Source organism: Ensifer sp. ZNC0028 (assembly GCF_000799055.1).
Lineage (GTDB): Bacteria > Pseudomonadota > Alphaproteobacteria > Rhizobiales > Rhizobiaceae > Ensifer.
The window spans coordinates 20,455-35,146 of sequence record NZ_JTLA01000039.1 but is presented as its reverse complement, the minus strand read 5'-3'; the positions used below and the strand labels follow the sequence as shown (position 1 = coordinate 35,146).

General features: G+C 63.7%; 13 protein-coding genes. All 13 read left to right on the top strand.

The annotated features are described in order from the left end of the window. Window positions 1-12: 12 nt before the first annotated feature. The 13 genes from L981_RS10435 to L981_RS10375 all read left to right on the top strand — a co-directional run bounded on the left by L981_RS10435 (window position 13) and on the right by L981_RS10375 (window position 14,692). Complete coding sequence (locus L981_RS10435; RefSeq protein WP_043614910.1) at window positions 13-1,554, top strand: ABC transporter substrate-binding protein; 1,542 nt, start codon at window positions 13-15, stop codon at window positions 1,552-1,554. 133 nt (window positions 1,555-1,687) lie between these two features. Next, the gene (locus L981_RS10430) at window positions 1,688-2,701 is read left to right on the top strand and encodes an ABC transporter permease (RefSeq protein WP_043614907.1); all 1,014 of its coding nucleotides are present in this window, start codon (window positions 1,688-1,690) and stop codon (window positions 2,699-2,701) included. Window positions 2,702-2,703: 2 nt separating this feature from the next. Further along, window positions 2,704-3,612: a D,D-dipeptide ABC transporter permease gene (gene ddpC / locus L981_RS10425; protein ID WP_052201716.1), complete on the top strand. Its 909-nt coding sequence runs from the start codon at window positions 2,704-2,706 to the stop codon at window positions 3,610-3,612. Window positions 3,613-3,614: 2 nt separating this feature from the next. Then, the gene (locus tag L981_RS10420; RefSeq protein WP_052201720.1) at window positions 3,615-4,634 is read left to right on the top strand and encodes an ABC transporter ATP-binding protein; all 1,020 of its coding nucleotides are present in this window, start codon (window positions 3,615-3,617) and stop codon (window positions 4,632-4,634) included. Continuing rightward, window positions 4,631-5,623 (top strand): ABC transporter ATP-binding protein, encoded by a 993-nt coding sequence (locus L981_RS10415; RefSeq protein ID WP_043614904.1) that lies wholly within the window; start codon window positions 4,631-4,633, stop codon window positions 5,621-5,623. Before L981_RS10420 ends, L981_RS10415 begins: the two co-directional genes overlap by 4 nt. Before the next feature lie 232 nt (window positions 5,624-5,855). Continuing rightward, window positions 5,856-6,224: a hypothetical protein gene (locus tag L981_RS10410; protein WP_043614901.1), complete on the top strand. Its 369-nt coding sequence runs from the start codon at window positions 5,856-5,858 to the stop codon at window positions 6,222-6,224. 61 nt (window positions 6,225-6,285) lie between these two features. Then, window positions 6,286-7,110, top strand: coding sequence for a creatininase family protein (locus tag L981_RS10405; RefSeq protein WP_043614898.1), 825 nt, complete (start codon window positions 6,286-6,288; stop codon window positions 7,108-7,110). Window positions 7,111-7,173: 63 nt separating this feature from the next. Beyond that, a complete protein-coding gene (locus L981_RS10400; RefSeq protein WP_043614953.1) occupies window positions 7,174-8,787 on the top strand; it encodes an ABC transporter substrate-binding protein in 1,614 nt (537 codons plus the stop codon). A 110-nt stretch (window positions 8,788-8,897) separates the two neighbouring features. Then, on the top strand, window positions 8,898-9,545 hold the full coding sequence (locus tag L981_RS10395; protein ID WP_156134036.1) for an AAA family ATPase: 648 nt from the start codon (window positions 8,898-8,900) through the stop codon (window positions 9,543-9,545). Between the two features lie 355 nt (window positions 9,546-9,900). After that, window positions 9,901-10,665 (top strand): IclR family transcriptional regulator, encoded by a 765-nt coding sequence (locus L981_RS10390; protein WP_043614895.1) that lies wholly within the window; start codon window positions 9,901-9,903, stop codon window positions 10,663-10,665. Then, window positions 10,665-11,777: an ABC transporter substrate-binding protein gene (locus L981_RS10385; protein WP_052201714.1), complete on the top strand. Its 1,113-nt coding sequence runs from the start codon at window positions 10,665-10,667 to the stop codon at window positions 11,775-11,777. Before L981_RS10390 ends, L981_RS10385 begins: the two co-directional genes overlap by 1 nt. Window positions 11,778-11,898: 121 nt before the next feature. Further along, window positions 11,899-13,617, top strand: coding sequence for an iron ABC transporter permease (locus tag L981_RS10380; protein WP_043614892.1), 1,719 nt, complete (start codon window positions 11,899-11,901; stop codon window positions 13,615-13,617). Next, window positions 13,610-14,692, top strand: coding sequence for an ABC transporter ATP-binding protein (locus L981_RS10375; RefSeq protein WP_043614890.1), 1,083 nt, complete (start codon window positions 13,610-13,612; stop codon window positions 14,690-14,692). The genes L981_RS10380 and L981_RS10375 overlap by 8 nt, the downstream gene beginning before the upstream one ends.

Genomic DNA, 14,692 nt, shown 5'->3' with positions numbered 1-14,692 from the left:
GAGGACTACGAGATGAACGGTTCCAAGTGGAAATCGATCGGCATTGCATTGCTTCTGGCATCGACGCCGCTTTCCGGCGCCCTTGCTGCGCAGGACGTGCTGGTGCTGGCACGCGCGGAAGATCCGCCGACGGCCGATCCGGGCATTGAGATCAGCAACAGCGGTTACACACTGATCTACGCCGCCTACGAGCGACTGGTCGCCTACAAGAGCGGGTCGACCGAAGTCGGCCCGGAACTCGCCGAAAGCTGGACTGCCGACGATGCCGGCCTCGTCTGGACCTTCAAGATCGCGGCGGGCCACAAGTTCGATGACGGCTCGCCGGTCGATGCCGCGGCCGTAAAGTTCAGCTTCGATCGGCTGATGAAGCTGAAGGCTGGCCCGTCCGATGCGTTCCCGGTGCTGAAGGAGGTCGAAGTCGTCGACCCGCAGACCGTGAGATTTCACCTGACCGCGCCGTTTGCGCCTTTCATCTCGACGCTTGCCGTCTCCGGCGCTGCGATCGTCAATCCCAAGGTGATGGAGCATGAGAAGGACGGCGACATGGCGAAGGCCTGGCTTGCCGAACATTCGGCCGGCAGCGGGCCCTATCGCATCGCCTCCTGGGAGCGCAACCAGAGCATCGTGCTCGACCGCAACGAACACTACTCGGGCAGCCAGCCGGCACTGAAGCAAGTCGTCATCCGCATCGTCGGCGACGTCTCTGCCCGTCGCCTGCAACTGACCAACGGTGATGCCGACATCATCGAACAGATCCCGCTCGATCAGGCAGAAGCGCTGCAGAAGGATGCCTCCGTCGTCGTCGAGAGCAATCCCAGCATGTATGTGAACTACATCTACATGAACAATCGCCAGCCGCCGCTTGACGACGCCAAGGTGCGCCAGGCGATCTCCTACGCGGTTGATTATCAGGGGATCATTGACGGCATCATGCTCGGTCAGGCCAAGCAGATGCGCGGCGCGGTACCGAGCGGCATGTGGGGCCATGATCCGCAGGGTTTCCAGTACAGCTACGACATCGAGAAGGCCAAGGCGTTGCTTGCCGAATCCGGCAAGGGCGACATCCATTTGACCTATACCTTCTCTCAGGCCGATCCTGCCTGGGAGCCGGTCGGTCTCGCATTGCAAGCCTCTCTCGCAGAAATCGGCGTCAAGCTCGATCTGCAGGCGGTCGCCGACACGACGAAGCGCGAGTTGGTCGCCAACGGCAAGTTCGACATGGCGCCCGGCGCCTGGACGCCTGATTTCGCCGACCCCTACATGTTCATGAACTACTGGTTCGACGCCGGTAAGATGGGCGGTCCGGGCAACCGTTCCTTCTACAACAACAGCAAGGTGACGGGTCTCGTCCAAGAGGCAGCTTCGATCGTCGACGAAGCAAAGCGCAAGGCTCTCTACATCGAGGCGCAGAAGCTTTCGACTGACGACGCGCCGTACCTCTACATCATGGAGAAGAATGACATCTTCGCCCGCCGCGCCGCGGTGAAGGGCTATGTCTACAATCCGATGCTGATCCAGGTCTACAACTTCGGAACGATGTCGAAAACGGAATGAGGAGGAACGGTCAAGCTGCGCTTGGCTGACCTCGTTTCCCGGAAAACCTGCCGCTGGCCTCAGGGCGACGGCGGCAGGAGTTCACCGTTTCCCAAGCTAGGCCGGGGTTCCCGTGCCGGAAGGGCTGACGTCCATGGCAATCACCCGCATCATTCTTCCGCGCCTGATCCTCTTGCTCTTCGTCGTGCTCGGGGTTGCGGTCATCACGTTCACGATCTCGCATCTCATTCCCGGCGATCCGGCGCGCATGATCGCTGGCGACCGGGCAAGCGCCGAGACACTTGAAAATGTCCGGCGCAACCTGGGTCTCGACCGGCCGGTCGTTGAACAGTTCACCATCTATATCGGCAATCTGCTGCAGGGTGATCTCGGCACGTCGCTCAGGACCAACCGCCCGGTTGCCGCCGATATCCGCACCTTCCTGCCGGCGACGCTGGAGCTCGGCGTGGTCGCGCTTTTCATCGCGATCTGTCTCGGCGTGCCGCTCGGTGTGCTCTCGGCCGTCTACAAGGATGGTCCAATTGATCAGGTGGCACGCACGGTCTCGGTCTGCGGCATCTCGATGCCAGTCTTCTGGTTCGGCCTGATCCTGATCTATGTGTTCTATGCGAAATTCCAGATCCTGCCCGGCAGTGGGCGCCTGGCCATGGGCATAGTGGCGCCTGAGCGCATCACCGGCTTCCTGCTGATCGACTCGCTGTTGCAGGGCCGTTTCGACGCATTCCGCAGCGCGCTTTACCACATCATCCTGCCGGGCTTCGTGCTGGCCTTTGCCAATATGGGCGTGATCACCCGCCAGATCCGCGCCTCGATGCTCGACGTGCTGCAGGAGGATTATATCCGCACCGCCCGCGCCAGCGGGCTGCGCAAGGGCATGATCATTTTCAACTATGCGCTCAGAAACGCGCTCATCCCCTCGATCACTCTGCTGGGGCTCGCGCTCGGCGATCTTCTCTATGGCGCGGTGCTGACCGAGACGATCTTCGCCTGGCCGGGCATGGGAACCTATGTTGTGACCTCGATCCAGACGCTCGATTTCCCCGCCATCATGGGTTTCACCATCGTCGCATCCATCGGCTATGTGCTGATCAACCTCCTGGTCGATCTCGCCTACATGCTCGCCGACCCGCAGATCAGGGAGGTCTGATCATGTCCGCCGTCATGCCGACAGAGCCTGTTGCGTCGAACGCAGCGATCCGCAGGGCCAAGCCCTTCTCCGAGCGGCTGCGTTATCTCTGGTACCTCAGCCGCCGCAGCCCGCTGACGCTGGTGGGCGTCGCGATCATCCTGCTCGTCCTCGTGATGATCATCGCCGCACCCGTCATAGCACCCTACAATCCGGACAAGGTGTCGCTGACGGCGCGCCTGTTGCCGCCGAGTGCTGTCCACTGGTTCGGCACGGACGAGGTCGGCCGCGACCTGTTCTCGCGGGTGATCTACGGGGCGCGGGCGTCCTGTGGCGCCGCCTTCATGATCGTCCTGATCTCGATGTCGGTCGGAGTGCTGATCGGCTGCTTCTCTGGCGTCGTCGGCGGCCGGGTCGACACCGCCATCATGCGGCTGATGGACGTCGTTCTCGCCCTGCCGGCGCTAGTGCTCGCCATGGCGCTGGCCGCAGCCCTTGGTCCGAGCCTGTTCAATTCCATGCTCGCGGTCGCGATCGTACGCATCCCCGCTTATGTGCGCCTGGCCCGCGGCCAGACGCTTTCGCTGCGCGAGCAGGTCTTCGTGAAAGCGGCGCGCACCTTCGGCGCCTCGCCTTTCTACATCCTGCGCTGGCATATCCTGCCGAACGCGATGTCGCCGATCATCGTCCAGGCAACGCTCGATCTTGGCGGCGTCGTGCTGATCGCGGCCGCCCTCAGCTTTATCGGCCTTGGCGCCCAGCCGCCCACCGCCGAATGGGGTGCGCTGGTCAGCAGCGGTCGCAGCTACATGCTCGATCAATGGTGGTACGCGACCTTCCCGGGCCTTGCCATCCTGATCACGGCTATGGGGTGCAATCTCGTCGGCGACGGCATTCGCGACATGCTCGACCCGCGCTTGAGGGGCAGATGATGATGACCGGAACGGCAGAACCACGCGGCCAGGCGCTGGCCATCAACAATCTGTCGCTGGAGTTTCCAACCTTCAGCGGTGCCATCAAGGCGCTCGACGACGTCACGATCAACGTGGGCAAGGCCGAGATCGTCGGCATTGTCGGCGAATCCGGCTGCGGCAAGTCGGTGACGACCATGGCCGCGACAGGGCTTCTGCCTAGGGGGCGCTACCGCATCACCGGTGGCACCGTCAGGCTCTTTGGCCACAGCACGCTTTCCATGGACGACGATCAGTTGCAGGACCTGCGCGGCAAGGTGGTTTCCACCATCTTCCAGGAGCCGATGAACGCCCTCAATCCGACGATCCGGATCGGCAAACAACTCACCGACGTCATCATACGCCACGAGGAGATAGGCCTGGCAGAGGCGAGGCGCGTCGCTCGGGATATTCTGGCCGACATGCTGATCGGCGAGCCTGAGCGGGTCATGAATCTTTACCCGTTCGAGCTCTCCGGCGGCATGCGGCAACGGGTGCTGATCGCCATGGCCTTCTCTTGCAATCCCGGTCTCATTATTGCGGACGAGCCGACGACGGCGCTCGACGTCACCGTCCAGGCGGTGATCCTGCGGCTGATCCAGAACCGGGCGCGCCGCACAGGCACTTCGGTCATCTTCATCTCGCACAATGTCGCCGTCGTCTCGCAGCTCTGCGACAGGCTTTACGTGATGTATGCCGGGCGGATCGTCGAGCATGGCGCGACGCGGACCGTGCTCGAGACGCCGCAGCACCCCTATACCCAGGCGCTGTTGCGCTGCTTGCCGGAGCGGGTGGCGCCGAAGCAGGAACTCGAAGCGATCCCCGGTGTCGTGCCGAACCTCCTCAGCCCACCGGCCGGCTGCTACTTCCAGCCGCGATGCAAGGAAGCGGTCGACCAATGTCGATCCCAGTCTCCGCAACTGGCGGGGCCCGGCGGCCAGCAGGTGGCCTGCTGGCGCCGCGGTGGCGCGACGGAACTTGTAGAACGGGGAGGCCGGCAATGATCGAAGGCGTTGGTACCATGGCCCGACCGGTGCTCGAGGTCTCCGACCTGCATGTCCGCTTCCCGGCCTCCCGCAACTGGCTCGGCAGGCCCACGTCTTACGTGCATGCGGTCAATGGCGTGACGCTTGAGGTCCGCGCCGGCAAGAGCCTCGGCATCGTCGGCGAGTCCGGATGCGGCAAGAGTACGCTCGCCCAGGCGATCATCGGGCTTGCGCCTTACGAAGAGGGCAGGGTGGCGATCGACGGCGAGGATTTTCAGAAAGCCCAGGGCAAACAGAAGCGCGCCCTTCGACAGAAGATGCAGATCGTCTTTCAGGACCCGCAATCCTCGCTCGATCGGCGCCTGCCGGTCTGGCGGCTGATCAGCGAGCCGCTGCATATCCGCGGTGGGCACAGCAGGGCCGAACTGCATGAGAAGGCGGAGGAGCTGGCCGTTGCCGTCGGGCTCCGTCCGGAACATCTCGACCGCCTGCCGCACGAGTTTTCAGGCGGCCAACGCCAGCGCATCGCCATTGCCCGCGCGATCAGCACGGACCCGGAGCTGATGGTGCTCGACGAGCCGACATCGGCGCTCGATGTCTCGGTGCAGGCGCAGATCATCAACCTGCTTTTGAAGCTGCAGCGCGAGCGCGGGCTCACCTATCTCCTGATTTCACATGACGTCGCGCTGGTGCGGCACTTCTGCGACGATGTCGCGGTGATGTATCTCGGCCAGATCGTCGAATCCGGCCCGGCCGACGCGGTGTTGCGCAATCCTCGTCACCCCTACACCCAGACGCTTCTGGCCGCGGCTCCGAGTTTCGAAAGCCCGCTGCCGGACATTGCCCAGGTGCGCGCCGGCGAGCTTCCCAACAACCGCAATCTGCCGGAGGGCTGCTTCTACAAGCAGAGGTGCGACCGGATCGGCGGCGGCTGTGAGGCCAGCCAGGTGCTGCGGCGCCTGAGCGAGAGCGCTCGCCATGTCAGGTGTCACCTGGCGCAGACGTAGAGGCGTAGAACACATGCGAGATCCGCGCCTACCGGCCGTAACCTGCGGCGCGGTGCGGGGCCGTCTGTCTCATTTGATGCGCAGTTGCGATAGTTTGAGAGATATAATTTTCTTATAGGAAAAATAATTTGCTTGATATTTCCGACTGTGCAAATTTGTAGCCGCCGCCTTCGGGCGGCGCTTGCCAATCGGGGCTGCCCTTTTGCGATCCCGCCGCTTGCCGGAGATGAGATTGACTGACCCAACGCTGCTCGACGCCTTTCGTCGTCCGGACCCCGCCGACCTGCCGACGCCCTTTGTCGAAATTGATAAAGATCGGCTGATGCGCAATCTGCGCGGCAGGCAGGCGCGGGCCGCTGCCTCAGGTGTCACGTTGCGCCCTCATATCAAGACCCACAAGAGCCTTGCGATCGCCCGCCGCCTTTCCGGGGAGCACGGCTTTGTCCGTTTCACCGACATGGCGCCCGCAATCGGCAGCCGCGTCCGCATCTTTCCCAATCATTCCTGCGCCGTCGTCGCGCAATTCGACACCGCCACCCTGCGGCACTCCGATGGGCGGGCGGTGACGCTGCGGGTCGATGCCAGGGGACGCCAGACATAGGCGCATGCCGTTGGCGTGGCGGCGAACAGATTTTGCTTTGAAGACATGAAAGAGGCCTGACATGACCAAGGAAGTTGAATGGGCGCGCATGACCGCGCCGAGCCTGCGCGAAATTGCCGGCAAGCCGGGCGCGCTTGCGATCCTGCCGATCGGCTCGCTGGAGCAGCACGGCCCACACCTGCCCGTCATCACCGACACGGCGAGCGCGTCCGCAGCTGCGATCCGCGCCGCCCGGCTGGTTGCCGATGACATTCCGGTCGCCGTTCTTCCGGGCTTGTGGACCGGCATGAGCGAACATCATCTGCCCTTCGGCGGCACGATCACGCTCGACTACGATACGCTGAGCCGCCTCATCCGCTGCATCGTCCGTTCGCTGAAGACGCTCGGTTTCCAGCGCCTGTTCATCGTCAACGGTCACGGCGGCAACATGGACCCGCTCGCCGTCGCCGTGCGCGAACTGGCGGTCGAGTTCGCCATGCCGATCGTCGCCACGACGCCCTGGATGCTGGCGCCCGAGGATGCGTCAAAGATCTTCGAGGTCGACACCGGCGCCCACCATGCCTGCGAAGGCGAGGCCTCGGTCATGCTGGCGATCGTGCCGGACGCGGTGAAGACCGAGATGTTCGGCCAGGCCTTCGGCAACCAGCAGCACCCTGTCGACGTGCCGGCCGACGTGTCGCGTTTCTACTCGTTCTCCGAGCGCGCGCCGGTCACCGGCACCTGGGGCGATCCGCGCAGCGCGACCGCCGAGAAGGGCGAACGCTTCCTCGACCTGCAGGCGAGCGAGCTGGTGAAGCTGATCCGCAACGACGTGCTCTGGACCAAGCCGGACCCGGTCTGGACGCCCGGCCGCGGCCTCGGCACCACCGCCGGCAAGGCCGACTGATCTTTCCGGCGCAACTGCCGGCACATCGCATTCCATTCCTTTAGGGAGGACAGACCAATGAACATGAAATTCGCGCGGACGCGCAGCACCCTTGTCTCGCTCTTTGCAGCAACCATGCTTTCGGGCGCGGCACTGACGCCGGCCATGGCAAAAACGCTTGTCTATTGCTCGGAAGGTGCGCCGGAAGGCTTCGACGCGGCACTGTACTCGGCTAACAGCACCTGGGACGCGTCGGCCGAGACGGTCTATGACCGCCTCACAGAATTCGAGCCCGGCACCACCAATGTCGTCCCAGGCCTTGCCGAAAGCTGGACCATTTCCGCCGACAATCTCGAATATACGCTGAAGCTGCGCACGGGGGTGAAGTTCCAGACGACGGACGATTTCACGCCGACGCGCGATTTCAATGCCGACGACGTGCTGTTCACCTTCAACCGCCAGATGGACAAGGACGATCCGTGGCACAGCTATTTCGCCGGCGCGAACTGGGAAATGTTCAACGCGATGGAGATGCCGGCGGCGATCAAGGAGATCGTCAAGGTCGATGACAACACCGTCAAGTTCGTGCTGAATCAGCCGGATGCGTCGCTGCCGTCGAAACTCGCGCTGAACTTCGGCTCGATCGTGTCGAAGGAATATGCCGACAAGCTGGCGGCGGAGGGGCGGCGCCAGGATCTCGACCGCAAGCCGGTCGGCACCGGACCGTTCCGCTTCGTCGACTACCAGCAGGACGCGGCGATCCGCTTTGTCGCAAATGCCGACTATTGGGACGGTGCGCCGAAGATCGACAACCTCATCTTCGCGATCACCACCGATCCGACCACCCGTATGCAGAAGCTTCAGGCGGGCGAATGCCACATCGCTCCATATCCGGCGCCGGCCGATATCGCCAAGCTGAAGGAAAATCCTGATCTCAACGTCATGGAGCAGCCGGGGCTCAACGTTTCCTATCTGGCGATGAACACGCTGGTCGCGCCGTTCGACAAGCTGGAGGTGCGCCGCGCCATCAACATGGCGATCGACCGCAAGGCGATCGTCGATTCCGTCTACCAGGGCATGGGACAGGTCGCCAAGAGCGTGCTGCCGCCGACGATGTGGGGCTATAACGGCTCGATCGAGGGCTACAGCTACGATCCGGAGGCGGCAAAGAAGCTTCTCGACGAGGCCGGCGTCAAGGATCTGAAGATGAAGATCTGGGCGATGCCGGTCAGCCGCCCTTATATGCCGAACGCCCGGCGCGCCGCGGAACTGATGCAGTCGGACCTCGCCAAGGTCGGCATCGGCGTCGAGATCGTCTCCTATGAATGGGGCGAGTACCTGAAGAAGGTGCGCGACGAGGCGCGTGATGGCGCAGTCATTCTCGGCGGCACCAGCGACAACGGCGATCCGGACAACCTGCTCAGCTACTTCTTCAGCTGCGCCGGCGTCGGCGGCGCCAACAATGCCAACTGGTGCTACAAGCCGCTCGACGAGATCTTCCAAAAGGCGCGGACCAGTGCGGACCAGGGCGAGCGGACGAAGCTCTACGAAGAGGCCCAGGCGATCATCAGCGATCAGGCGCCCTGGGTTCCGATCGCCCATTCCACCGTCGTGCTGCCGATGTCGAAGAAGGTGAAGAACTACGTGATGGAGCCCCTGGGCTCGCATCGCTTCGACAAGGTCGACATCGAGGAGTAACCCACCCGATCTGCGCTCGCCGCCAATCCGGTCCTTTAGGCGAGCGTTCGTTCGGTTGCGCTTGGGGCGTTGAAGTTCTCGGACTTCAGTGGCCCCATGGGGGGGGATGAATGACCGCGACATTGACCGCCCGGCGGCAGCCGACAGCTGCGCCGGGCGTTGATCGCCGTGTTCGGGTGACTATATCTGCAACTCCCTGGTGCGGAGCGCAGCGGGTACGGAACGGTGCGCCTTGCGCGCAGCCGCCGACGACCCGAGGCGGCGAAATGGCCATGAGAGAAGGCAAGATGCGGTATGTCCTCGGCGCGCCGGGATCCGGCAAAACGGCCGTCGTCGCGCATTTGCGCCACCTGCTTCCCCAGTCGGTGATCGTAGATTGGGACGCGTTGATGGAGCCGGCCGGGTTGCTTGCCGGCTGCGATATCAGCGAGACCGAGGCGACATGGTCGCCCTATGCGGCGCTCGTCAGGAGGGCGGTCGAGATCGCGGATCCCGCCCGTGTCATCCTGCTTGGCGTCTGTACGCCGGATGAACTTTCGGGTTGGCCCGACGGCCAATGGCTCCTGCTTGATTGTAGCGACAGCGAGCGGACGAGAAGGCTCACGCATCGCGGCGAGGAAGATGCGGCAATCGGCTCTGCGCTTTCGGACGCTGCCGAGTACCGGAGCCTTGGGCTCGAAACGCTCGATACCACTTCTTTGACAGCAGAACAGACAGCAGAGGCGATCGTCAGCATTCTGGCACGCGGCCGCCGCTAGAGGCGTTTCATGATGCCGGTGTCCCGCGCAACGGGCGGCTCCCGGTTCCGCCCCCTGCTTCATCCTCTCCACTCAGCCACGTCCTTGCATGCTGCTCGGTCCACCTGCCGGTGACCGCGATCTTTCCGCGCGTGGGTTGCGAGTTCCAACGCGGCATGCCGCCCCGGTGAGACGCGTTTGCGGCATTGGGCCGTGAGATCGGGTCGGATGGCCGCGGGTTCGGGGACGGCGTCCTGGCAGCCTCACATGTTCACGAAACGGGATGACGCCGGCGAGCGCCTTGACAAAGGCGAGTCGCTTCCGTAGCATTCACAATATAGCACACGTTCAATATATTGAACAAGAGGAAATTTGAATGAGCGGTCGCGGCGCGGAAAGAATCCTTGATCTGATCGAGTGGCTCGCATCGCGTGGCGAGGCCTCCACCCTGGCGGAGGTCGTTCAGGCGCTTGAACTGCCGAAGAGCAGCACGCTGCTTCTTTTGAGGACGCTGGTTGAGGGCGGGTACGTCACCCGGCAGGCCGATGGTCGCTATCTGCTGATCCGCCTGCCCGGCGAGCCGTCGGCGGACAACAATGGCTGGGGCACGATCCTGCGGGTGGCCGAGCCCATCCTTCGCGAGACGGTCGGTGCGATCGAAGAGACGGGCTTCATCGCCGTTCTCACCGATGACCGCCAGGTCCGCTACCTCAACAAGATCCTGCCGATGCGGGAGATCCGCTACGACCGCGACATCGCTGCGCCGCGCGTTGCGCACTACGTCGCCAGCGGTCTCATGCTGCTTTCCGGGCTGAACGACGGCGACCTCGAAGCCTATCTGCGCGGCGACGTCGCACGCGAGGACGATCCGGACGCAATCGCCGAGCGCGTCAGTGCCGCGCGCAGCGACGGCCATGTCGCCAATCTCTACGGACGTGTCGAGGGTGCTGCCGGTGTGGCCGCGCCGATCGTCGATCCGGAGGGCCGCATCCTTGCCGTCGTCAATATTTCAGGTCCGCGCGAGCGGATCGCCAACAATCTCGAACGCGTCACCAAGGCGACGGTCGAGGCTGCGCGCCGCGCAAGTGAGGAGCTTTCGCGCCGCGTGATGAAGAACGGGAAAACCCACGGGAGGAAGTAATGACCTATATGAAAAGAGAACTGGCCGGCTGGCTCGTCGCGGCATCGGCAGCGTTCTCGACCGGCGCTTACGCGCAGGAGCCGAAGCTGCCGGACTATTACCCGGCCGACTACGCCCAGCTCGTCGACGCATCGCGCAAGGAAGCCGGGCTCGTCGTCTATTCCAACATGGCCGACAACAACTGGCAGCCGGTAATCAAGGGCTTCAACGAACTCTATCCGTGGATCAAGGTCGAGACGCTGGACCTTGGATCCGGCACGGTGCACACGCGCTGGGAGGCCGAGGCCGGCAGCGGCGCGCGCACCGCCGATGTCCTGGTGTCGGGCGCCAACGACCGCTGGGCACGCTACGGCACCGAGGGCCGCATGCTCGACTATCCGAGCCCGGAAATCGAGCGCCTGCCAGGTTTCGCCAATCCCTATCCGGGCATCTTCGTGATGTCGGCGGATCCGCTCGTCATCACCTACAATGCCGCCCTGCTTCCCGAAGGCCAGCGCCCGACCGGCTTCTCGTCGCTCGTCAAGGCGGCGGCCGCCGACAAGGCAAGCTTCGACGGCAAGATCACCACCTATGACGCGGCGCGCAATTCCTTCGGCCTCGCCGCCTGGTGGAAGACCCTACAGGTCAAGGGTGACGAAGGCTGGAAGGAACTGCGCCAGATCGGACCGATGATCCGCGGCGAAGTCTCCGGCGGCCCGATGAACGAGAAGATTGCCACGGGCGAATATCTCGTCGGCATCGCCGTCTCGGGCATCACGATTTTCCCGCGCCTGGAACAGCCCGGTGGCGAGATCCTCGGCTTTGCCTTCCCGGACGACGGCACCCCGGTCATGCTGCGCGGCCTCGGCATTCCGAACGAAGCCGCCAACCCGAATTCGGCAAAACTGTTCGTCGACTATCTGCTCAGCCGCAACGGCCAGACCCAGATCGGCAAGGGCGGGCTGACCCCCTATCGCGAAGACGTCGATGAAGCCGAGGTTCGCTACACCTACCAGGCGATCGCCGAGAAGGTCGGCATGGAAAATCTCATCGCCGTCGGTTTCGACCGGGCGCTGATCGACGACGCGGCGGGCTTTGCCACTAAGTGGACCGCTGCGATGGCTGGCAACTAACGGCCACGGGCAGGGCCGTCGAGCGAACCGATACCGGTCGGCGGCCTGTCCCCTTTTCTTAACAATACGAAGCCTGACGCCCGTCTTTCGCGCATGCGGACGGCCTTCGAGGACTATTGCCATGACCGAACTCGCAGCAGGGTCGCCAGCGCACGCCGGGCGTGACCGATCGACCGCAATCTTCTGGACCGTGAGTATCCTGACCACGATCCTCGTGATCGGGCCGATTGCGCCCATCATCCTCCAGGCCTTCCTGGACCAGCCGCTCTACAAGCCCGATGCCGCGCTGACCGCCGGCAATTTCGTTCGCCTCTTCACCGAGGCCGGCATGGGCAAGATCGTGCTCAACACGCTCTTCTTCGCCGTCGTGACGATGGTGGTGGCGCAGCTGTTCGGTTCGGTGATGGCGGTCATCGTCGGTCGCACCAATCTGCCCGGCCGCAAGTGGATCGGAGAGATCCTGATCTGGCCGCTGTTCGTCAGCAACCTCGTGATGGCCTTCGGTTGGTTCACGATGTACGGCCCGTCCGGCTACATCACTCTTGCGGTCAAGGCGGGGACCGGGCTTACCCCATGGAACCTCTACAGCCTGACCGGCATGAGCATCGTTGCTGGCCTCAGCCAGGCGCCGCTTGCCTATCTCATGTGCATCGGTGCCGTCACCAAGGCCGATGCGCAGCTCGAGGACGCTGCCCGTTCGGCAGGCGCCAGCCCGATGAAGGCGCTGCTTAACATCACCGTTCCGATGATGCGCCCGGCTATGGTCTACTCCGCAGTCCTGAATTTTGTCATCGGCATCGAGATGCTGGCGATCCCGCTCGTCTTCGGCGGCCCGAGCGGCATCCATACGGTGACGACCTTCCTCTACGACCAGGGCATCAACGCCGCCGTGCAATCCGACTACGGCATCGTCGGCGCGGGCGCCGTGATGCTGCTCGTGATCGTCGGCCTGCTCGTCTGGCTGCAGGGCCGCCTGATGAAGGACAGCGGCCGCTTCGTGACGGTGCGCGGCAAGGCCTCGCGCCCGTCGCTCGTCGACCTCGGGAAATGGCGATGGGTCGCGTTCGCGGCGGTCGCCGCCTACGTGCTCTTCACCATCGTCGCCGTCTTTGCTGGCATCTTCATGCGGGCGAGCGTCAGTTTCCTCACGCCGCTGGTTCCGTTCTGGAAGCTGCTGACCTTTGCCAATTTCGAGCTGATCTTCAGCCAGCCCGGCTACATCAGGGCCATCCTCAATTCGGTGGTCATCTCGTTCCTCGGCGGCATCATCGGCACGGCCTGCGTGGTTCTGATCGCTCTCGTGGCCAAGCGCTCCGAGTACCGCTTCCGCCGTGCCCTGGAATATGTGGCCCTGTTCCCACGCTCGTTGCCGGGCATCATTGCCGGTCTCGGCTTCTTCTATGCGGTGATCTGGGTTCCCGGCCTCGACATGATCCGCGGTACGATCTGGATCCTCATCGCCGCCTTCGTCGTGCGCTACATTCCGATCGGTTTCGGTGCGATCGCCCCGGCGCTGTCGCAGATCGGCGAGGAACTCGACCGGGCGTCCCGCATTTCCGGCGGCGACTGGTGGACGACCGTTACCCGCATCGTCCTGCCGCTGCTGAAGCCGGCGCTGTTTTCAAGCTTCGCGCTGCTCTTCATCCACTTCTTCAAGGAATACGTCACCGCGGTTTTCCTCTACCAGCCGGGATCCGAGATCATCGGCTCGACCATGCTCCAGCTCTACGCCCAGGGCGACAACGGACCCGTCTCCGCGCTGGCCACCATCCAAGTCATCATCACGGCCTTGTTCGTCTTCATGGCGCGCCGTCTACTGGGAGCCAAGATCTATGGCTGATCTCATCCTCGACGACCTCTCCATCAGCTACGGCTCCTACAAGGCCGTCAGCAACGTTTCGCTGACGATCCCGAAGGGAGAGTTCCTGACGCTGCTAGGACCTTCCGGCTGCGGAAAATCGACCACGCTGTTTGCGATCTCCGGGCTCAATCACGCAACCTCCGGCGCAATCCGGATGGGCGAGCGCGTGCTTTTCGACGGCAAAACCGGAACGGTCGTGCCGCCCGAGCAGCGCAACATCGGCCTCGTTTTCCAGAGCTATGCGCTGTGGCCGCATATGTCGGTCGCCCAGAACCTCGCCTATCCGCTGAAACTGCGAAAGATCGGGCGCGCCGAGCAGGACGAGCGGATCAAGGAAGCGCTCGAACTGGTCGAGATGGCGCGCTTTGCCGAGCGCTACCCGTTTGAGCTTTCGGGCGGACAACAGCAGCGCGTCGCGCTTGCGCGTGCCCTGGTCTACCGCCCCGGCCTCCTGCTTCTCGACGAACCGCTCTCCAACCTCGATGCCAAGCTGCGCGAGCGGGCGCGCGTCTGGCTGCGCGAACTGCAGGAACGGCTTGGCGTCACGACCGTCTACGTCACGCACGACCAGGCCGAGGCGCTTGCCGTGTCCGACCGCATCGCGGTCATGGACACCGGCCGTATCCGGCAGCTCGGTACGCCGAAGGAGATTTATGAGACGCCAGCCGACGCCTTTGTCGCGGACTTCATCGGTTCCTCGAACTTCCTGAGCGGAACCGTGGTTGGCGGCAGCGGCGGGGCTGCCAGCGTCCGCCTGGACGATCAAACGGTCATCCGCGCCAATGCCGGTACAGGCGGCGGCACGGGCGAGAAGGTGGTCGTGGCAGTCCGTCCGGAACGCCTGCAGATCGTCGGCGGCGCCGGCGACAACGTCGTGCAGGCGACGGTGCAGGGCGGCGCCTATCTCGGATCCGTCTATCAGTATGAGCTTGTTGGCGCCGGCAGCACCTTCCGCGTGCAGACGAGCCGGGAGATCGCCGACAGCCAGGTCTTTGTCTATGTGCCGCCGGAGGCCTCGACCCTGTTTTCCGCGCAATCCCGCCCGCAGGCCTGA